A 19,652-nucleotide genomic window follows, 5' to 3' on the forward strand; every position below is an offset into this window, starting at 1 on the left:
AACCAAAAGAGCAGCGAACCCCGCTGCTCTTTTGGTTTCTTTATAATCTATCCTCTGCAAATTATCCTTTAAGTACAGCGGTTTGAGGCATCCACTGCAAGACCGTTTCCATGCGTCCATTGCCCGCAGGAGCTGGAGCCAGTACCTGATCCAGAACCGCTCCGGCAACGGCTACACCCAGAGCAATGACCACGGCGGGCCAGAAGCCACGAATGGTTAGACTACTCATGAACGAATCGACCAGCTTGAGCAGTACCGCCGTCACGAGCAGACGGATAACGAATGACAGGAGAAAGAACGTAACTAGGTTACCAATACCCCGCAGGATCCAGCCGATTGTAACATTGAGGAGAGCTAGGATCACAGCGACGAGTAACGCCTTCCCAAAACTTTTCACCTCAACCTGAGGCATGACATACGCTAGGCCAAAAATGACGGCAGCGTCGAGCAGTAAATGCAGAATTAAATTCATCTAAGTAGTTATAGCTAGGGTTGAAATGTTAGCTTCTTTACCAAAGGCATACCAAAATTCCTCTTTGCATAATCTGAGTCATATTTTCTACACATCAATGATTTTGCAAATGTTCTGATTGAGTTTCAGAAAACTGAGTAGATCTATTGCTGTACTACAAGATCCTATCCATCGAAAGCTTTCTCATATAGATACTCTTAAAGAAATTAGCCCTTTCAGGCATCTTTCACATCAATGCCGTGCTTTTCGGCAGCCCGACGAATGCGATCTTTGATAAGTTCGACCTCGTCGGAATCGTACTTGGCTGCATTGTCTTTGTGATGAATGTAGCTCCAGGCGGCTCGAATGTGTTCGGGCGTATCGATCGGATACTTATGATTGGTGGTATCAGCGAAGGGAACATCGCCGTATTTGCGTTCGCCTTCTTCAGGATTGACATCCTCCCGACGATCAATGTGCGTGCTCATGGTCTTTTAATGTTAGGGTGAAAATCATAACCTTGAGTAGTACAAAGGGCATGCCAATGGTTAGTCCAGGAAGGTGCTAGTATAGTGTTTTTGCAAGTAACGAATGGGTATACGTTTTGCAACAAAACTCCATTTTATGAAACACCTAATTACTTCCAAACTCTTCTTTTTACTCATTGGTATGCTACTGTCGGGCCTGACGTTTGCCCAGCAGGCTACCTTACGTGGCAAGGTTACTTCCGGTGGCGAAGCCCTGGTCGGAGCGACGATTACAGTAGGTCGCTCGGGAGCCCTGACCAATGCTAGTGGCGAATACAGCCTTTCGGTATCCCCCGGTACACTGACGGTGATGGCCGGTTTTGTGGGGTACAAGAATCAGACACAAACCGTGACCGTAGCCGCGGGCGAAACGGCCACGCTTGATTTCGCACTGGAACCCGGCGTTGAACTCAACGAAGTAGTGGTGATCGGGAGCCGCTCGCAACCGCGTACGCAACTCGACTCGCCCGTACCCGTTGATGTACTTGATGTCAAGCGGCTCACCCGCGATGCTCCGCAGGTGACGCTCAATCAGATTCTGAATTACGCTGCTCCATCGTTTAGCTCTAACACGCAGTCGCTCGGCGATGGTACGGACCACATCGATCCGGCTTCCATTCGCGGGTTGGGCCCCGATCAGGTGCTGGTACTGATTAACGGCAAGCGGCGGCATACGTCTTCGCTGGTAAATGTGAACGGTACGGTAGGCCGGGGATCGGTCGGAACGGATTTGAACGCGATTCCCGTATCCGCTATCGACCGGATTGAAATTTTGCGGGATGGAGCTTCGGCCCAGTACGGCTCAGATGCCATTGCCGGGGTTATCAACATTGTTTTAAAAAGTGCCGTCAACCACTTCGACGCTAACGTGACGACGGGCGGCTACATCACTCAGAGCAACGGAAAGAATATTCAGGATGGACAAAACGTCCAGGTAGCACTGAATTACGGGTTGCCGCTGGGTGAAAAAGGCGGTTACATTAACTTCTCCGGTTCATTCGACCAACGCGAACCGACCAACCGGGGAGGTGTATATAATGGCGTCATTTACCCGACCTATCCCGGCGGCGTAGATGATACGGAAGGCTTTCTAGCCCGTACCAACACCACGCGTGAAGATTACAGCCTGATTGTTGGACAGTCGCAGTTTCGGAGCGGTCAGTTTTTCTTCAACGCTGCTGTACCGCTGGGCAATAACGCCGAAATTTATTCCTTTGGAGGTTTGGGCTATCGTCGCGGACTTTCGCCCGGTTTTTACCGGTATCCTAATGATGCCCGAAACGTACTAGAGGTCTATCCGCTGGGCTTTATGCCCTATATTGGTTCGGACATCTATGATCGCTCAGTCTCCGTAGGGATTCGGGGAGATGTAAACGACTGGCACATTGACTTCAGTAATACCCTGGGCCAAAACCAGTTTGAGTTCCGGGTTGAAAATTCGATCAATGCTTCTTTGCTGACGGCGTCGCCTACGGTTTTTCGGGCGGGTGGTCCACGGTTTACGCAAAACACGTTCAATCTGGATTTTACCCGAAAATTCGATGTCCTGAGCGGATTGAATCTAGCCTTTGGAGGTGAATACCGCTTCGAGCGTTACCAACTGCTGCCGGGTGATCCGAATTCGTATACAAACTATGGGACGGCCCGTCAGGTGGGGGTAGATGCTACGGGTAAACCTATTTTGATTCCCGATCCAGCGGGTCCGGTTAATACGCTGTTTGGACCCAACGGTTCGCCGCGTCCCGGTGGGGCTCAGGTGTTTCCGGGCTTCCGGCCGGAGAATGCAGTAAATGCCAATCGCACATCGGTGGCCGCGTACGGCGAAGTAGAGTTAAATGTGAGTGAAGCCTTCTTAGTGGATGGAGCCATCCGGTACGAGAACTACAGCGACTTCGGCTCAACGCTAAACGGGAAAATCTCACTTCGCTACAAAATCACCGATCAGATCGCCTTACGGGCTTCGACCAATACGGGTTTCCGGGCTCCTTCGCTGCAACAGCGGTATTACACAAATACATCTACGGTCTTTACCAATGGAGTAGCGAATGAAGTAGGGGTGTTCCCCAACAACAGCCGGGCGGCTCAACTGGTGGGTATTCCGAGTCTGCGTCCCGAGAAATCACAAAGTGTGAGTGCAGGTGTAACGGGGAATCTGGGGTCGTTTAAGGTAACGGTAGACGGCTACTTCACCCGAATTAACGATCGGGTTATTTTCACCGATCAGTTTGCGGGAAGTAATGCGGCTAATGCTTCGGAAGCCGACCGGCAGTTGTACGACATCCTCTTACAAGCCAATGCGACCCGAGCCCAGTTTTTCGCCAACGCTATCGATACGGAGACCAAAGGAATCGATGCAGTATTGACCTACAGCGAGCGACTAGGGAGGGGGACCTTCCGGGCGGATTTAGCGGGTTCTTTCTTCCAGACCCGGCAGGTCGGTGCGGTAAAAGCCTCCGAGTTACTGCAGGGCAAAGAGGATATTTACTTCAGTAACGCCAGCCGGATTTACCTGGAACGGGCCATTCCCAACAAAAAAGTGAATCTGACCCTCACCTACAATCTGGGTAAGTTCAACGTCTTTTTGCGGAATAATTACTTTGGTGGTGTAACCGAAGCCGTCAATGCGATTGAGCGGCAACAGTATTACACGCCTAAAGTCATTACGGATATTGGTGTAGGTTACTCGATTGCCAAACCCGTCCGGATCACGATCGGATCAAATAACCTGTTCGACGTATATCCTGATCGTATGACCGTCGCGGCGAACTCCAACAGTGGTCAGTTTCTGTACTCGCGTACGGCCAATCAGTTTGGTTTCAACGGTCGTTATGTCTTTGGCCGGGTAGAGATCAATCTGTAACGAAGCTTGAATCCTGCTTTGTAAGCTCCGTCTCTTTCTGGGTTTATGAAGCAGGATTTTTATTTTATATCTATTCGCTATACTGCCAGAGCACTGCCGTGTTACCCCGCACGTAAGGCGGGGTAGCTTATGGCAATCGGTTTACTGCTAACACAAAACTCTGTAAGTCCTGATTCAGCGAACGAATACTAGACTGTAACTGATTGAGCAAATCGGCTCGGTCGTGCAGATCATTGGCTTTGTACTTGCCGCCCTTACCGAAAAGCAGGTTTTGCTTCCGGCCTTCCGTTTCACCGTCAAACTGTAGCGTCAGCCAGCGATCGCGGATGGAATGAATGATGCCTTGTTTGTGCTCGTTACTAAAGCTCTTTTCGTTCAGCATATACCAGATGAAAGGCGTATAGATACTGGATTGCTGGGGCACTTCCCAGATGTCTTTCAGTACATTTCTCGGATGATTGAAGGGTACTTTCCGACCCTTAATCAAACTACTACCTCCTAGGCCTCCACTCAACAAACCGCCCACCAGGCCTACGACGTTCTGCGTAGCATCGGATGAAATACTGACGGTAGCGATGGTCGTAACGGCACCCACGGCGATAGAGGCTACGGTGAGAACGTCGTTGCGGTTGTTGGCTCGTTCATCCAGGTACGAAGCCAGCTGATCGGCCCGTTCGCCTTCACAATCCAGCTCCGCCGAGAAAGAATTCAGTTCGGTAGTGACAAGTAAGAGCCGATTCTGTAATTCATTCTTGATGTGCAGGCGTTCAACTTTTCCCGCTAAAGAAGTATCCGACTGATTATGAATCAATTTGTGCAAAAAGGACAAGGTTCCCGTAGCATTAGCCATCAAAATATCATGGTCAGAGAAATAGGGTTTTAAGTCTGCCGCATGACTCAAAAGGGAATCTGCATTGGAGCTAGGAACATGCGTATTTTTAAGCTTAAAGGCTGGTGTACAATAACTAGATCGTACGGACGGGTGAAACCGTGAACAACTGGTTAAAAAAAAGAGTATTTCTATAAAAAGTGCAATAAGTATGTTTTTCATACGCGATTTTATTCAGATTGATTAAGATACAGATCAGCTACTTTGGTGCGACGTATATGCCTACTTTTTAGTTAAGATGCCTGTATTAAGCGACGTTATTAAAAGAAGAATTAAAAGCGAGAAAGAAATTAGATTAAAAATCATATTAAAATAATTTAATTCTTATTAAAGGTAAAAAAATAGTGATTTATCAGACCTGAAAATACATTTGCTTAGTTCGTTACTCACCCCCCTTTATGAAAGCTATCAAAGCATTCTTTTCAAAAGAAGGAACGGTGCTTCTGAGTTTTTTGCTGCTCGGTGGAATTATTGGTGTGCAGCATATTTTTGAAGGGCCCAAATCCTATAACAACTACCTGATTTTCAGGCAGTCTTTCCTGCACCTATTGGCTGGCACGAATCCCTATGTCGAGTATCCTTCCGAGTACTTCGATATTTTTCTGTACCATCCCAGTTTTACGCTGTTTTTTAGTCCATTTTCCTATCTGCCTATCTGGATTGGTTTAATTATCTGGACTGTAATCAGTTCCTACGTACTTTTTTACGCGATTCGTTCGCTTCCCATCACGCATTCGCAAAAGCTATTTTGCTGGTGGTTTGTTTTCATCGAGCTCAGTTTCGCTCTGCACTACCAGCAAACCAATCCGCTCATCACGGCACTGGGGTTGCTGACTTTTTCAAATCTGGAAAACGGAAAAACGGGTAGAGCGGCTTTGTTTCCGCTGTTGGCATTCTGTATCAAGGGCTATGGACTCATTTTCGCGGCTCTGTTTATCTTTTATCCCCGACCCGGTCGATACATCGCTAGTTCAGTAGGCTGGTTTTTATTATTAAATCTGTTACCCTTGCCAGTACTGGGTTGGGATCGGTTTCTGGAAGTGTACCAACAGTGGGTCGCCTGTCTGCAAGCGGATTATAAAGTAAACTACGGCTTTTCAATCATGGGTTTGCTGAAGCTAATCTGGCCCGCGTTTCAGGCCGTTAGCACCGTACAGATCCTGGGCGTGTTGCTACTGGCAGCAACCTGGAGTATCTACTGGCTGAAATCACGGGTTCAGCCCTTGAATCTAACGACCCGTTTAAGTTTACTGGCTTATGTACTGCTCTGGGTAATTCTGTTTAATCACGCGGCCGAATCACAGACGTATATCATTGCCGTTCAAGGTGCGGCCCTGTACATTTTACTCGAAAAAGAACGATATCCCCGTTGGGCGACTCTCTGCACACTACTGGTATTTTTTCTAACCGTTCTCTCGGCTTCCGATGTTTATCCGCCCCTGTGGCGAAGAGCATTCTTCTACCCTTATCTCATTAAGGTGATCCCCTGCACGCTGGTCTGGTTTGTTTTACAATTTGAATTAATTAGTCGTGGGCTTCAACAACGTAAGCACCGAATCTCAGAAAGTCAGTATCGTTCTCCCGTGCTATAATCCGGCCAGTGGCTGGAGTGACCTGATTCTGAAACGTATGCAGGAACTGCGAGCAGTTTTACCGGCGTACGAACTCGAGTTTATCCTTTCCAATGACGGTTCCACTCGTTTGCAGGCGGAAGAAGTCAACCGCATCACTCAGCAAGAAGGAATCATCTTTCTGAATCACCCGCAGAACGAAGGCAAAGGTTCCTGCATTCGAAAGGGGGCCGCGTATTCGCACGGCGAATTCATTGTGTATACCGATATTGACTTTCCCTTTGGTATTGATCCCATTGTACAAATGGTTTCGCTCTTGCACGATAATCCAAGCTGTCAGTTTGTGTACGGAGCCCGCACGAAAAGTTACTTCAAACAATTACCGCTGAAGCGAAAGGTTATTTCGTACGGCCTTAAAATGCTGAATAGTTTGCTGTTATCCCCCAAAACAAAGGATACGCAAGCGGGTATTAAAGCGTTGAAACGTGAAGTGCTACAGGATTTACTACTGACACAAACCAATTCGTTTGTATTCGAAATCGAATATATGTCTAAGCTGATGCGGAAAAAGGTGGGAATTCAATCCATTCCCGTACAGCCTGAACCGAACCTGATCTTTACGGATTTTTCCAGTAAAACCATTTGGCGGGAATTAATGAATTTAGTCTGGATTTACGCCCATCGCCGGGTTGAAGCAGTTCCGCAGCCAACCATTCGTACCAACCATTCATCCGAAACGTATGCAGGCGGTTACGCTGACTTTTGATCTCGAAGAATTTGATATTCCCGAAGAGTACGGGCAGACCGTACCCGATTCGGAGCAGATGGAGGTGACCCGACGAGGAACCGAAGCCTTACTGGCCTTGCTGGCGGCGTACAACATCAAGGCTACTTTTTTCACGACCGGTCACTACGCCCGGGTCAATCCGGACTTACTAAAGGCGGTGGCCCGCGATCATGAAATCGCTTCACACGCTTTGTATCATTCACCCCGGCACATCTTTGAGATGGACGATGTCCGGCAATCCAGGGAAATTCTGGAAGAACTGACGGGGCAGCCGGTTACGGGTTTTCGTATGCCCCGTCTACAGCCCTTTGATCGGGGGAAATTGCGGGCGTATGGGTTTCAGTACGATGCTTCCGTCAATCCGACGTACTTACCCGGACGGTACAATCTGCTGCACGAAAATCCGCAACCGCACGTGCAGGATGGACTTATTGAATTACCCAGTTCCACGACGCCCTTGTTGCGATTACCCTTATTTTGGCTATCGTTCAAAAACCTGCCCCCGGCTCTATTTCGGTACTGGGCTGTACGGACCTTACAAAGACGTAAGGTCCTGATGTTGTACTTCCATCCCTGGGAATTCACGGATATTCAGGCGTATCCATTACCTGGGTACGTAAAGCGAGTGGATGGCGAAGCTTTGCTGGCCCGCCTTGAAAAGTTGATCCAGACGCTACAGAGGCAGGGAGCCTCTTTCATGACTTGTCAGGAGTATATCCGGACAAATATGGTCTGAGCGTAGGGGATGTATGGAAATTGGTAAGCGAACCGATGGAATAGAAGCCGTCGGTTCGTTGCGTTTGTTAGAAGACATAATACCCCGCATTCGTACGGGGCTATGTGCATTGGATGCCTTTGGGGTTAGGAGTACTCAATTGAAAGACGCCACTGGTGGAAGTTTCCAAACGTAACCAACCTAATAGGCAGTAAGTCATAACAGCGTGTGTTGAGGTTCTACCGTGGAGAAGAATGCAAAGATGATTTGTTTATTGCCGATACAAATTTGGTTTTCCTGTATAAAATAGTACGAAAATTAGGACTTCTCTCTGACGTCGCAACTTTTCTTTTACTCGTCGTCGCTTTAGATAATCTTTCTTTTGTCTTTTCGCAAGAAGGTTATCTTTGATTTTTGTATCATTTTCCACATCAACATCCTTCATCTTCCCATGAAGAAACGAGTACTTTTCTGGCTATGCCTCGTCCTTTGCGGCGTCCGAAGCATGGCTCAAACGCCAACGTTCCCCACGAATGGCGTACAGGACGACCGCCCCAATCGGGTCGCGTTTACGAATGCAACCATTGTGACCAATGCCCAGACTACGTTGGAAGGGGCTACGCTGCTCATCAAAGGTGCATTGATCGAAGCCGTAGGCAAAGACGTAAAAATTCCGGCAGGTACGCAGGTCATTGATCTCAAAGGCAAGCGGATTTATCCTTCGTTCGTGGAAGGCTATGCCGCCTACGGTATGCCCGAGGTCAAGCGTGAAGCGGGCCGCATGGGTCGCGGAACGCCGCAGATGGAATCAAAAAAGAAAGGAGCCTTTGGCTGGAATCAGGCGGTACTGCCGGAACTAAAGGCCGCTGAAGTATTCACTACGGATGCCAAAGAAGCCGCGGAATTACGTAAAATCGGTTTTGGCTCCGCCATCACGCATTCCCAGGACGGAATCGTTCGGGGGACGTCCGCACTGGTGGCCCTGCTCGATGGTCGTGATCAGGAAGCATTACTGAAAGGCAACGTTTCGGCCCATTATTCGTATTCCAAAGGAACCTCGACGCAGGATTACCCCAACTCGCTCATGGGTTCGGTAGCCCTGATTCGTCAGACGTATTACGACGCTCAGTGGTACAAAGGGCTGAAAGGCAAAACGGAAACGAACCTTTCGCTGGAAGCTTTCAACCAGAACCAGTCCTTACCGCAGGTTTTTGAAGTAACCGACAAGCTGGGCGTCTTGCGTACGGCGAAAATCGGAAGAGAGTTCGGCGTGAATTACATCATCAAAGGCAGCGGCGATGAGTATCAACGACTGCCCGAAATCAAAGCGACGGGACTATCGCTGATTCTGCCCGTAACGTATCCGACGGCTTTGGATGTAGAAGATCCCTTCGATGCCAGCGTGGTCGATTTAGCCGCGATGAAACACTGGGAAATGGCTCCCGCCAACGCGGGTTTACTGGCGAAAGAAGGCATTACGTTCAGCTTCACTTCGTCGGGATTACGCAACAAAGCCGATTTCCTGGCCAACATTCGTAAAGCCATCGAAGCGGGTTTGGACGAAAAAGCAGCTCTGGCGGCTCTAACTTCCGTACCCGCTCAATTGATGAAAGTGGAAGATCTGGTGGGTAGTCTGAAACCGGGTATGCTGGCGAATTTTCTGATCTCTTCGGGCAGCCTATTCAACGAATCGAATACGCTATACGAAAACTGGGTGAAAGGAAATCGCTACATCGTAACGGATATGAACGCCAGCGATTTCCGGGGTTCGTATGATCTCGCCGTAGGCTCACGTCAGAACCTGAAACTGAACATTACGGGTACGACCGATAAACCAACCTATCAGATTTTGGTGGATACGGCAAAGGTGACGCCGAAAGTAACCCGTCAGGGCGATCTGCTGACCCTTTCGTTCAAGCTCAACAAACAGGAAACGGGTGAAAACCGGATTGCGGCGTACTACGATGGCAAGAATATTAAAGGCGATGGCTTCGATGCGGCGGGTAATCCCGTGACCTTCGTGGCGACGTACCGTTCGGCTCCGCCCGTGGGTCGGCCCCATCCGGATTCAGCTCGTAAAGCCACAGCTCCGATGGGTAAGCTGATTTTCCCCTTTACGGCTTACGGTGCCGAACAAAAGCCTAAAGCCGAAACGATTCTGATCAAGAACGCCACGGTCTGGACGAACGAAAAAGATGGAATCGTACCCAATACGGACGTGCTGTTGCAAAACGGCAAGATTGCCCGCGTAGGCAAGAGCCTTTCTACCCCCTCGGGTGCGAAAGTGATTGACGGTACGGGCAAACACCTTACCACCGGAATTTTCGACGAGCACTCGCACATTGGTCTGTATTCGGTGAACGAAGGCACGCAGTCCGTCACTTCGGAAGTACGGATGGGCGACGTAGTCAACTCGGAAGACGTGAACATTTACCGTCAGTTGGCGGGTGGCGTAACGTCCTCGCAACTATTGCACGGTTCGGCCAACTGTATTGGTGGACAATCGGCGGTCATTAAGCTAAAATGGGGTGAAACGCCCGAAAACTTATTGATTCCCGAAGCTCAGTTCATCAAGTTTGCTTTGGGTGAGAACGTGAAGCAGGCCAACTGGGGCGATGTTGCCCGCGTACGTTTCCCACAAACTCGAATGGGCGTGGAGCAGGTCATGATGGATGCTTTCATTCGGGCCAAAGCTTACGAGAAGGAGTGGAAAGAGTACAATGGTTCTTCCAAAAAGGCCAGTATGACGGCTCCCCGTCGCGATCTGGAACTCGATGCCTTGGTAGAAATTCTGAACAAGAAACGGTTCATTACCTGCCACTCGTACGTACAGTCGGAGATCAATATGCTAATGAAAGTGGCCGATTCGCTGGGCTTTACTATCAATACTTTTACGCACATTCTGGAAGGTTATAAAGTAGCCGATAAGATGAAAAGCCACGGAGCAAACGGTTCGACGTTCTCCGACTGGTGGGCGTACAAGATGGAAGTGAAAGACGCCATTCCGTACAACGCCGCGATGCTTTCGAAAGTGGGCGTGAATACGGCCATTAACTCGGATGACGCCGAAATGGCTCGTCGTCTGAATCAGGAAGCGGCTAAAACGGTACTTTACGGCGGTGTGTCCGAAGAAGAGGCCTGGAAAATGGTAACTCTGAATCCTGCGAAAATGATGCACCTAGAGAACCGTCTGGGTAGTATCAAAGCCGGTAAGGACGCCGACGTAGTACTCTGGAATAACAACCCGTTGTCGGTATACGCCAAACCCGAAAAGACCATTATCGAAGGAGCAATTTATTTTGATATCGAAAAGGATAAAACGCTACGGAAAGAAATCGATACGGAACGCAACCGTCTGATTCAGAAGTTACTGACGGCCAAAGCCAGCGGTGCCGCTACGCAACGCCCCACGGTACAGCGTCCGCGTCACTTCCACTGCAACACGCTCGGTGGTTTGTCGGAAGAAGAAGGCCACATGCGTTTCTTCGGTCAGTTCAACTGCGATGGTTCCTGTGGTTTTTAAAACTAGTTTGAGGTTGGATGTGGTTTGAAGTTTGAAATGGGTTTAAGAAAGTTTGAGGTGGGAGCGGGTTTACGGGAAGGTGCAAAGGAACTAGGTTGTTCCAACCTATCGAACCTGAAACCTACGCAAACATTAAACCTGAAGCCTATTCAAACTTCAAATCTGCTCAAACTCCCAACCCCTTCAAACTTCATTTTCCAACGATCTTTATATGAAGAAAATACTATTCACAGTACTGGCGTTCAGTACTTTATTGAAAACGGCTCAGGCTCAGAACGAGGCGGCGGCCAAGCCACAGACGAATCCCATCGCTCTGACGGGCGGTACCATTCACGTGGGGACGGGCGAGGTTATCCAGAACGGAACCGTCGTTTTTGAAAAGGGAAAAATTACGTACGTCGGCAGCGGTACGCCGAGTCTGCCCGCGGGTACGCAAAGCATTTCTGTAACGGGGAAACACGTGTATCCCGGCCTGATTTCGCCCTCTAATCAGCTGGGGCTGGTGGAAATTGCTTCCGTACGGGCGACCAACGATCAGCAAGAAGTAGGGGACTATACCCCTAACGTCCGGGCTTTGATTGCCTATAATACCGATTCCGAAGTAATTCCGACGGTTCGCGGAAACGGCATTCTACTCACACAGGCGACGCCCGTGGGTGGCGTAATCTCCGGCATGTCGTCGGTCATGCAGCTCGATGGCTGGAACTGGGAAGATGCTGTACTGAAGAAAGATGACGGCGTGCATCTCAACTGGCCAGGCTACTTCCGCCGGGGCTACAACTTCGAGACAGGCTCTTTCAGCGTAGGTAAAAACGACCGCCGCGAAGAGCAGTTCCGGGAGCTAGAGAAGTTTTTCGGCGATGCCATTGCCTATGCTCAGATTCCGGCCAATGATCCCGTAAATATGAAACTGGAAGCCATGCGGGGCCTGTTCGATGGGACGAAAAACCTGTACATCGCCGCTGATTACGGCAAAGAAATCATTGAAGCCGTACGCTTTGCCAAAGCCAAAGGTGTGAAGAAAGTTGTCATCATTGGGGGCGAAGAATCACTCATGGCGGCTGATTTCCTGAAAGAAAATAACGTGTCGATTATCGTCAATACCACGCACCGACTGCCCAACCGTACGGACGACGACACGGATTTACCCTATAAATTACCCTATCTGCTCAGTCAGAAAGGTTTGACGGTAGGTTTGGGTTACGTCGGACTAAACTGGCGTACGCGAAACCTGCCCTTTCTGGCGGGTACGGTAGGCGGTCACGGCATGACACCCGAAGAGGCTTTGAAGCTGGTTACGCTTAATAACGCCAAAATTCTCGGTATTGATAAAATGGTGGGTTCCCTGGAAAAAGGCAAACACGCAACCCTGATCGTTTCCGCAGGAGACATTCTGGATATGCGGACGGCGAAAGTGGAGCAGGCCTATGTACAGGGCAAATCCATCAACCTGGATGATAAACAGAAACGCTTGTACCGCACATTCTCGGAGAAATACAGCAAGTAAGTTTAGTTTGCAGTTTTCGGTTTACTGTTTTCAGTGGCTGTTGAAGGTTTAGTTTCTCAGACGCAACTAAAGGCTAACGGGCCTGTTTATCCCGACCATAAATCAGGGTAAACAGGCCCGTTAGCCTTTAAAACAAAACTGAAAACCGCGGCGGTGACTGCTATAAACCGAAAACTAACTAATCTTTATCGCCACTTTCCCCACAAAATGTCCTTCTTCGAGTTTGTAGTGAGCCTGAGCAATTTGTTCGAGTGGGAAGGTTTGGGCCACCAGTGGTTTGAGATGTCCGTCTTCCAGGAGCAATTTGATTTTTTCCAAATCCTCGGCATTAGGTTTAGCCATAAACATTTTCATCTGTTTACGGAATAACAAATCAATACCCGTTTCTACGGCACTGCCGAAATCTTTGGCTTCGGGCCGCGTGGTTACGTAATAGGCGTCATCTTTTAAATGGCCTTTCACTTCGGAAAACGAAAACTTACCCGACGCATCAAAAATTAGATCATATTTTTCAGTGGGCGGAATGGGTTCCTTCTCATAATCGATTACGATATCGCAACCTAATTCACGGGCGATTTCCACATTTTTTCCGCTGCACAAACCCGTGACCGTTGCCCCCCAGCTTTTGGCCACTTGTACGGCTATGCTCCCCACGCCACCCGTACAGCCATTGATGAGTACATGATCCCCAGCTTCAATTTTTCCTTCATCGACGAGCCCCTGCCAGGCCGTCGTAGCGACTAGCGACAGGGAGCCCGCTTCTTCATACGAAATATTTTCTGGCTTCAGTACCGCAACGTTGTCGTCCACGGCTACGTATTCGGCGTATGCTCCGCCCGTGATTGGACTGACGTGGCCGAATACCTGATCGCCAATTTTAAACTTTTGAGATTTAGTCGCCACAACGGTACCGCTGAAATCGCTGCCAATAATTTGTGGACCGAATAAACCGGAAGCTAGTTTCAGTGTACCCGACCGTACCAGTGCGTCAACTGGATTAACCGATGAGGCTTCATTACGAATAAGAATTTGCCCTTCTTTGAAATCAGGGGTAGATACTTCCTTGATTTTGAACTGATCGGCGGAACCATATGATTCTAAAACTGCTGCTTTCATGGTAGGGATTGGTTTTAATCAAAGCCTTGACTCGTACTAAAGTTGTTCCAGACAGACTTTAATAGCGATTTAATGCCGCTTTAAATCCCCCTTAACGCTTAGAGAGGAACTTTGACCCAGTCAATCGGCGATCAACGCCTATTCTTATGCAAACGGTCACTTTCCAGCCTGAAAATCGTTTCGGTACCTTCAATGCCATCGTGAAAGTATACGAGCGTAAATTGAATTATCACATCCGCCGCTACGTTCGCGATCCGGAAGACGCCCGTGACGTTACGCAGGACGCCCTACTTAAGATATGGCAGGGGTTGCCCAATTTTCGGGGTGATTCACAACTATTTAGCTGGATGTATCGCATTGCGACGCACGAGGCTTTAAATTTTTTACGTCGACAAAAGCATCAGGTGGGCATTCCAGCAGATACGGAGCTAATGGAAAACCGACCCGTATTTGCCGACGTAGATACGACCTGGAACGGCGAAGAAGTGACCATTTGGCTTAAGCAGGCCATTGACGCTCTACCCGAAAAACAGCAGATGGTTTTCCGTCTGCGGTACTTTAAAGAATTACCCTACGAAGAAATTGCTACCCAAACGGGAACGTCGGTAGGAGCCCTAAAGGCGAATTATCACCTGGCAGTTCAGAAAGTAGAACGGTTTATCTTAAGCCGTCGGAATGACTTTTAAGAAAACTAACGAAGGGAGATACTAGGTTTTTCGCCCTTCACTATAAAAGACGAGTAGGTGTTACCAGAACCGTATGTGAAAGCGAAACTAGGGGCTGAGCAACACCTATCACGGAACGAATACAAACCAGCGACTGGATTAAAAGTAAGCTAATCGGGTCACTGGTTTCGCTGTTACTGAATGCATTCAATCAATAAATAGCAGAAACGGATGATGCTCTATCAAAATATTGCTACTTTCCGGGAAGAAAATGTACCAACGATACCGATGAAAGTACTAATCGTAGAGGATGAACCTAAATTGGCGGCTTTTGTCAAACGAGGATTGGAAGCGGAGGCCTTTGAAGCACAAGTTGCCTACGATGGATTAATTGGTCAGAAAATGGCCTTGAACGATTCCTTTGATGTGATTATTCTGGACGTCAATTTGCCTTACGTGAATGGCTTTGACTTAGTCAAGAAAATCCGAAACGAAGGAATCAATACTCCCGTGCTCATGCTGACGGCACTGGGCGAGCTGGAGGACAAAGTCACCGGCCTCGATTCAGGAGCGGATGATTATCTGGTGAAACCCTTTGAATTCCGGGAATTACTGGCTCGTCTGCGTTCGCTGCATCGTCGTAGTCAGGCAGGCCCGATGACGCAACACGTACTGCAGGTAGCGGATCTGGAGCTAGATCTAGAAGAAAAGGTAGCCCGCCGGGGTGGGAAGCGAATCGATCTTACTGCGAAGGAATTCAGCCTGCTCGAGTACCTAATGCGAAATCGGGGACGGGTCGTTTCCCGGGTGGATATTGCCGAAAAAGTCTGGGATCTCCATTTTGATACTGGTACCAATACCATTGAGGTATACATTAATTTCCTGCGTAAGAAAGTCGATAAAGACTTCTCCCAGCGGCTCATTCATACCGTCATTGGTATGGGTTACGTGCTACGGGAAGAGGGTGTATAGTGGTCTCTAAACGTGTTTATACTCTACTAGGAAAGTCGTAAATCTGTTGCGTACGGATTTACGACTTTCTGCCTTTAGGCTCCGAGAAAGCTTTTTTCACATGTTGATTCGTAACAAACTCATCATCCTCTTTACGCTGCTGACCATGGGCGTACTGGGGTTATTTTCAACGTTCCTGTATTCGACGTTTTCGCTGTATAGGCAGGTCATTTTCCGCACTCGCCTTACCGAAAAAGCCCAGACGGCGGCGAGTCTGCTGATTAACCGTCGCCATCAGTTTGACGACTTTTTCGATCAACTCATGCAGAGCGATATGCTTACCATTGTGGATGAGCACATCATGATTTTTGACGAAAGGGGTACGATGGTGTATACCAACCGTCGAGGGAGACCTACGCCGGGCGTACTGAATTTCATCAAAACCCTGAAAACGCCGCTACCGATATACGTTGCTTTGGATGAAAACGAAGCCGTAGGCATGGTCCACCAGGATTCGAATCGGGTATTCCGCGTGGTAGCGATGGGCTACGATCAGGTGGGCTTTACGCGTCTGATTATGCTGCGTCAGCTCATGCTCTGGGGTAATCTAGGTAGTGTGATCTTGCTGGTGGCGGTAGGGTACGTCTTTTCTCGTCGGGTTTTACGGCCCATTTCCAAAGCGATGGACGAAGTGGATATGATTTCGGTACAGCATCTGGACCGACGGCTCGACGAGGGGAACCGTCGCGACGAAATTGCCCGACTGGCTATGACCTTTAACGAAATGCTCAATCGCCTACAGAAGTCGTTTGAAGCCCAGCGAAGTTTCGTGTCCCATGCCTCGCACGAGCTGCGTACGCCGTTGACGAATATGCTCGGTACACTTCAGATTTCGCACGATTACGACGAAGATCCCAAGGAACTCAAGGCCTCGATGGCCTCGACGATGGAAGAAATCCGGCAGTTAATCTCGCTGACGAATAGCTTGCTTTCCTTAGCTCGTACGGGGGAAGGGCTGGTGGGGCTGGAAGTGATTTCGGTGGATGACTGCGTAACCAATGCCCTGACGCATCTACATAACAAGTATCCCAATCGCCAGATTCGCTACGATTTTGGTCTTTTACCCGAGGATACCACCACGTTTTTTGAAACGTATGGCAATATGTCCTTACTAACCACCTGTATTCTAAATGTGATTGATAATGCCTGTAAGTATTCCGACGGACCGGTAGAAGTATTATTGAGCCAGGAAAAGATGATTATCCTTTCTGTACGGGATTACGGGCAAGGGATCAGTGAGACCGATCTGCCGCATTTGATGGAGCCCTTCTTTCGTAGTAATGAGGTCTCGAACGTTAGTGGATTTGGTATCGGGTTGGCCGTAGTACAGAAGATTATTAGTCTGCACGGTGGTACGATTCAGTTTCAGTCGCAGGTTGGGAAGGGAACGACGGTTACGTTAAAACTCCCCACCACGTCAAGTTTGAAAACTGCCGATGAGGAAAAGCAATAACAGAAACGTTAAAACGCACGTTGAGCAAAGCCAGAGATTATACTCTGGCTTTGCTCAATAAAACTAAACGAGCATTTTTTTTAGATGAGCCATCTGGCCGCTGTGGTATGCTTCGTGGTGCAGTAAACCGTGTAATAGCGTATAGTAGTTATACCGGCGACCGGGTACGGGGTCATTAAGCTTGGGCGTATGGATACGGCTAAGCGTTTCCAGTAATTCATCTTGCGTATCCTGTAAATTTTCCAGTTTTTCCTGCCACTCTTCTTCGGTCAACTCGTTAATGACGGGCCAGTCGGCTTCGGAGTTAAGAATAATATCGTAAGTAACCGAGTCCGTTAGTTTTTCCAAGACGAATACTCGCCAGTTCGTCAGGTGAACCACTAATTCGGCCATGTTATGTACTTGGGGCGAGGGACGATAAACGGCCATTTCGGCGGTTACATCCGTCAAAATTTCACGGGTGCTGGGTCCGTGCCAGGCTTCTCCGTCGTAAATAGCTTGTAATAAACCAGTAATACGTTCTACTTCTACTCGCATGATGAATGGGGCGTTTGTCGTAAGGCTATAATACGGCAACAATAGGATGGAAAATGAAGAAAAATACCCAGGCGTCGTCGATTCTTCTCAAAAAAGACCGTTTTTTGAGTTTAGTTTGTCGATGCGGGCTGGGCAGTACTAGAGAAATCGTTGATTAGGGAAAAAGCTGATCCTGAGAGGCTCGGGGAACTCATGAATGACAATTTGAATAAAAATAGTATGCGTGTGAATAACCGTAGAAATTTCCTCAAAAAATCTGTGCTAGGCGTCGTGGGTTCGGTATTGAGTAGTGAAATAGTATATGCACTGCCTAAGGGTTACGTACCGCTTGGAATACATCCATTGGATAATGACAAGGAAGCCCTGAAAGGGAAAAGTCCGGAAATGGTGGTGCTCAATGACCGCCCCTGGAATGTAGAAGCTCCGGCTCATTTACTCGATGATGCCGTAACGCCCGCCGAGAAGATGTTTATTCGCAATAATGGCATCGTTCCTGAAACCATCGATAGTAAAAACTGGACGCTCACCATCAAGGGGGAATCGGTAAAGTCTACGAAAACGTACACGCTCGAAGAGCTGAAGAAACGCTTTAAAGTCCATACCTATCAACTCACGCTTGAATGTGGGGGAAATGGTCGGGCCGGATACTTTCCCAGCACCTCGGGAAATCAGTGGACGCAGGGCGGAATCAGTTGTGCGGAATGGACGGGTGTACGGCTAAAAGATATACTGGCCGATGCGGGTATTAAAGACGATGCCGTCTATATCGGTTACTACGGAAAAGATATTCACCCCAGTCGGGAGCCGGGTAAAGTCGTTATCTCGCGGGGTGTACCGATCAAAAAAGCCCTGGAAGACGAAACGCTGATTGCCTGGGCCATGAATGGAAAGGATATTCCCGTCGTGCATGGTTATCCCTTGCGATTGGTCATCGGTGGCTGGCCCGCGTCCGTATCCGGCAAATGGCTGCATACGATTGCGGTTCGGAATAAAGTACACGATGGTCCTAAAATGACGGGCAAGAGCTATAAGGTTCCCATTGAACCGGTGGAGCCCGGGGTTGATCCGCCGGAAGATCACTTTCGTATCATCGAATCAATGCCGGTGAAATCGCTCATTACCTATCCCCAAACCGGAGCGATGCTGGAGCAGGGAAAAACGCTGCAACTGCGAGGCCATGCCTGGGCGGGTGATCTGGAAGTGAAAAACCTGGAAGTGTCGACTGACTTTGGAGCTACCTGGCAAAAAGCTCAGCTACAGGCTCCGAAAAACCGTCTGGCTTGGCAACACTGGACCGCTGACGTACAATTTCCCCGAAAAGGTTATTACGAAGTCTGGGCCCGGGCAACGGACTCGCAGGGCGTGAGTCAGCCAATGGTCATGCCCCAGTGGAATCCCGAAGGATACATCAATAACTCCTGCCACCGGATTGCGGTAAAGATTGTTTAACCCCAGTCTACTGGGAATGTTGAAAGACTTGTGCCTATGAAATACCTGCTCATTCTGTCCGCATTTATGTTGCTGGGGAGCGTAGCTTTTACGACTCGGACTCCGGCGGAGGCTACTGCAAGCCGGATTTGGGCGGATTCTGTGAAGAAGGATCCGGAAACGGGGCTGGCCGTTGACTCAAATCTGCCGCTGATTAAAGCTCATTGTACCGCCTGCCATTCGAGTAAGTTAATTACGCAGAATAAGTTTACCCGCACGGGCTGGGTAGATAAAATTCGCTGGATGCAGAAGTACCATAAACTCTGGAATCTGGGACCCTCGGAAGTGGCCGTACTGGATTACCTGGAAAAGTATTACGGCCCTTCCAAACAAACCTTCGATGGAAGAAGGAAGCCGCTGGAGAAACCGAGTTGGTATAAGTTGAGGTGAGTGAGTTTTCAGTTTTGGTAGGATAAAACCCGGTAAAGTTAGCGGGACGGGTTGTCCGTAGTATTCACTACGGATACGGGGTTGGCGGGTCTGAATTCAAGAAGCGGCTCTTTCAGATTTGCAATCCGAAAGCGATCTGAGAGGGATTTATAATTCCGTGCC

General features: G+C 48.8%; 16 protein-coding genes. 11 read left to right on the top strand and 5 right to left on the bottom strand.

Annotated features, from left to right (window positions below; genetic code table 11):
• Positions 1–61: 61 nt before the first annotated feature.
• A complete protein-coding gene (locus C5O19_RS01970) occupies positions 62–472 on the bottom strand; it encodes a phage holin family protein (RefSeq protein WP_104709682.1) in 411 nt (136 codons plus the stop codon).
• Between the two features lie 215 nt (positions 473–687).
• On the bottom strand, positions 688–939 hold the full coding sequence (locus tag C5O19_RS01975) for a DUF6582 domain-containing protein (protein ID WP_104709683.1): 252 nt from the start codon (positions 937–939) through the stop codon (positions 688–690).
• A gap of 136 nt (positions 940–1,075) precedes the next feature.
• Here C5O19_RS01975 and C5O19_RS01980 point away from each other — a divergent pair, with 136 nt between their 5' ends.
• Entirely contained in the window at positions 1,076–3,838 is a 2,763-nt protein-coding gene (locus tag C5O19_RS01980; protein WP_104709684.1) for a TonB-dependent receptor, read from the top strand.
• Between the two features lie 127 nt (positions 3,839–3,965).
• On the opposite strand, the gene C5O19_RS01985 is transcribed toward C5O19_RS01980, so the two are convergent.
• Positions 3,966–4,688: a hypothetical protein gene (locus C5O19_RS01985; protein WP_104709685.1), complete on the bottom strand. Its 723-nt coding sequence runs from the start codon at positions 4,686–4,688 to the stop codon at positions 3,966–3,968.
• A gap of 437 nt (positions 4,689–5,125) precedes the next feature.
• Between C5O19_RS01985 and C5O19_RS01990 the strand changes: the two genes are divergently transcribed.
• The 5 genes from C5O19_RS01990 to C5O19_RS02010 all read left to right on the top strand — a co-directional run bounded on the left by C5O19_RS01990 (position 5,126) and on the right by C5O19_RS02010 (position 12,830).
• Entirely contained in the window at positions 5,126–6,319 is a 1,194-nt protein-coding gene (locus C5O19_RS01990) for a glycosyltransferase family 87 protein (protein WP_104709686.1), read from the top strand.
• Between the two features lie 37 nt (positions 6,320–6,356).
• Positions 6,357–7,064, top strand: a complete 708-nt coding sequence (locus tag C5O19_RS01995) for a glycosyltransferase family 2 protein (protein WP_243406306.1) — start codon at positions 6,357–6,359, stop codon at positions 7,062–7,064.
• Positions 7,039–7,821: a polysaccharide deacetylase family protein gene (locus C5O19_RS02000; RefSeq protein ID WP_104709688.1), complete on the top strand. Its 783-nt coding sequence runs from the start codon at positions 7,039–7,041 to the stop codon at positions 7,819–7,821. The genes C5O19_RS01995 and C5O19_RS02000 overlap by 26 nt, the downstream gene beginning before the upstream one ends.
• Positions 7,822–8,251: 430 nt before the next feature.
• Positions 8,252–11,323, top strand: coding sequence for an amidohydrolase family protein (locus tag C5O19_RS02005; protein ID WP_104709689.1), 3,072 nt, complete (start codon positions 8,252–8,254; stop codon positions 11,321–11,323).
• A gap of 211 nt (positions 11,324–11,534) precedes the next feature.
• On the top strand, positions 11,535–12,830 hold the full coding sequence (locus C5O19_RS02010) for an amidohydrolase family protein (RefSeq protein WP_104709690.1): 1,296 nt from the start codon (positions 11,535–11,537) through the stop codon (positions 12,828–12,830).
• Positions 12,831–13,004: 174 nt separating this feature from the next.
• On the opposite strand, the gene C5O19_RS02015 is transcribed toward C5O19_RS02010, so the two are convergent.
• Positions 13,005–13,946, bottom strand: coding sequence for an NAD(P)-dependent alcohol dehydrogenase (locus tag C5O19_RS02015; RefSeq protein WP_104709691.1), 942 nt, complete (start codon positions 13,944–13,946; stop codon positions 13,005–13,007).
• Positions 13,947–14,092: 146 nt separating this feature from the next.
• Between C5O19_RS02015 and C5O19_RS02020 the strand changes: the two genes are divergently transcribed.
• The 3 genes from C5O19_RS02020 to C5O19_RS02030 all read left to right on the top strand — a co-directional run bounded on the left by C5O19_RS02020 (position 14,093) and on the right by C5O19_RS02030 (position 17,075).
• Positions 14,093–14,632 carry an RNA polymerase sigma factor gene (locus tag C5O19_RS02020; RefSeq protein WP_094808259.1) on the top strand — a complete coding sequence of 180 codons (540 nt, stop codon included), beginning with the start codon at positions 14,093–14,095 and terminating at the stop codon, positions 14,630–14,632.
• A 267-nt stretch (positions 14,633–14,899) separates the two neighbouring features.
• Positions 14,900–15,583 (top strand): response regulator, encoded by a 684-nt coding sequence (locus tag C5O19_RS02025; protein ID WP_104713794.1) that lies wholly within the window; start codon positions 14,900–14,902, stop codon positions 15,581–15,583.
• A 100-nt stretch (positions 15,584–15,683) separates the two neighbouring features.
• Positions 15,684–17,075, top strand: a complete 1,392-nt coding sequence (locus C5O19_RS02030; protein ID WP_104709692.1) for a sensor histidine kinase — start codon at positions 15,684–15,686, stop codon at positions 17,073–17,075.
• Between the two features lie 63 nt (positions 17,076–17,138).
• Here C5O19_RS02030 and C5O19_RS02035 read toward each other — a convergent pair whose 3' ends face one another.
• Positions 17,139–17,612 carry a DinB family protein gene (locus tag C5O19_RS02035; protein WP_104709693.1) on the bottom strand — a complete coding sequence of 158 codons (474 nt, stop codon included), beginning with the start codon at positions 17,610–17,612 and terminating at the stop codon, positions 17,139–17,141.
• A gap of 192 nt (positions 17,613–17,804) precedes the next feature.
• On the opposite strand from C5O19_RS02035, the gene C5O19_RS02040 reads away from it, so the two are divergent.
• Positions 17,805–19,061 carry a sulfite oxidase gene (locus tag C5O19_RS02040; protein ID WP_104709694.1) on the top strand — a complete coding sequence of 419 codons (1,257 nt, stop codon included), beginning with the start codon at positions 17,805–17,807 and terminating at the stop codon, positions 19,059–19,061.
• A 36-nt stretch (positions 19,062–19,097) separates the two neighbouring features.
• Positions 19,098–19,490, top strand: coding sequence for a hypothetical protein (locus C5O19_RS02045; protein WP_104709695.1), 393 nt, complete (start codon positions 19,098–19,100; stop codon positions 19,488–19,490).
• Positions 19,491–19,652: the final 162 nt, after the last annotated feature.

This window comes from Siphonobacter curvatus (assembly GCF_002943425.1).
GTDB lineage: Bacteria > Bacteroidota > Bacteroidia > Cytophagales > Spirosomataceae > Siphonobacter > Siphonobacter curvatus.

Excerpts from the sequence above, each read along its gene's own strand:
- C5O19_RS01970 (WP_104709682.1), bottom strand. The coding sequence starts at position 472 with ATGAATTTAATTCTGCATTTACTGCTCGACGCTGCCGTCATTTTTGGC.
- C5O19_RS01975 (WP_104709683.1), bottom strand. The coding sequence starts at position 939 with ATGAGCACGCACATTGATCGTCGGGAGGATGTCAATCCTGAAGAAGGC.
- C5O19_RS01980 (WP_104709684.1), top strand. The coding sequence starts at position 1,076 with ATGAAACACCTAATTACTTCCAAACTCTTCTTTTTACTCATTGGTATG.
- C5O19_RS01985 (WP_104709685.1), bottom strand. The coding sequence starts at position 4,688 with ATGGCTAATGCTACGGGAACCTTGTCCTTTTTGCACAAATTGATTCAT.
- C5O19_RS01990 (WP_104709686.1), top strand. The coding sequence starts at position 5,126 with ATGAAAGCTATCAAAGCATTCTTTTCAAAAGAAGGAACGGTGCTTCTG.
- C5O19_RS01995 (WP_243406306.1), top strand. The coding sequence starts at position 6,357 with ATGCAGGAACTGCGAGCAGTTTTACCGGCGTACGAACTCGAGTTTATC.
- C5O19_RS02000 (WP_104709688.1), top strand. The coding sequence starts at position 7,039 with ATGCAGGCGGTTACGCTGACTTTTGATCTCGAAGAATTTGATATTCCC.
- C5O19_RS02005 (WP_104709689.1), top strand. The coding sequence starts at position 8,252 with ATGAAGAAACGAGTACTTTTCTGGCTATGCCTCGTCCTTTGCGGCGTC.
- C5O19_RS02010 (WP_104709690.1), top strand. The coding sequence starts at position 11,535 with ATGAAGAAAATACTATTCACAGTACTGGCGTTCAGTACTTTATTGAAA.
- C5O19_RS02015 (WP_104709691.1), bottom strand. The coding sequence starts at position 13,946 with ATGAAAGCAGCAGTTTTAGAATCATATGGTTCCGCCGATCAGTTCAAA.
- C5O19_RS02020 (WP_094808259.1), top strand. The coding sequence starts at position 14,093 with ATGCAAACGGTCACTTTCCAGCCTGAAAATCGTTTCGGTACCTTCAAT.
- C5O19_RS02025 (WP_104713794.1), top strand. The coding sequence starts at position 14,900 with ATGAAAGTACTAATCGTAGAGGATGAACCTAAATTGGCGGCTTTTGTC.
- C5O19_RS02030 (WP_104709692.1), top strand. The coding sequence starts at position 15,684 with ATGTTGATTCGTAACAAACTCATCATCCTCTTTACGCTGCTGACCATG.
- C5O19_RS02035 (WP_104709693.1), bottom strand. The coding sequence starts at position 17,612 with ATGCGAGTAGAAGTAGAACGTATTACTGGTTTATTACAAGCTATTTAC.
- C5O19_RS02040 (WP_104709694.1), top strand. The coding sequence starts at position 17,805 with ATGAATGACAATTTGAATAAAAATAGTATGCGTGTGAATAACCGTAGA.
- C5O19_RS02045 (WP_104709695.1), top strand. The coding sequence starts at position 19,098 with ATGAAATACCTGCTCATTCTGTCCGCATTTATGTTGCTGGGGAGCGTA.